Annotated in this window: 1 pseudogene; it reads left to right on the top strand. The window is 44.3% G+C overall.

Features of this window, described 5'->3' with window-relative positions:
* A pseudogene (locus tag AB4486_RS27385) lies at positions 1 to 243 on the top strand (LD-carboxypeptidase); the annotation flags it as partial.
* Positions 244 to 262 lie beyond the last annotated feature (19 nt).

The raw sequence follows: 262 nt of genomic DNA, 5'->3' as shown, positions 1-262 counted from the left end.
GTATTCGATAAAGTAGGCGCTATTGTACTCGGCAAACATGAGTTGTTTGATGACAAAGGGACAGGGCGAACACCACTCGATGTACTTCTTGAAGTGCTGAACGGTAAAAATGTCCCGATCCTGTATGGCTTCGACAGTTGTCACACCCATCCCATGCTAGTCACGCCACTAGGTGTGCAAGGCACTATTGATTTTGATGACCAAACATTCAAGCTTCAAAGCCAATGGTTAGCGTCGAGTTAACCTAAACTGATGATAATAA

This window comes from Vibrio sp. 10N.222.55.C6 (assembly GCF_041473395.1).
GTDB classification, from domain to species: Bacteria; Pseudomonadota; Gammaproteobacteria; order Enterobacterales; family Vibrionaceae; genus Vibrio; species Vibrio crassostreae_C.
The sequence above is the reverse complement of the archived record's forward strand: the minus strand, read 5'-3'. Positions and strand labels throughout refer to the sequence as shown.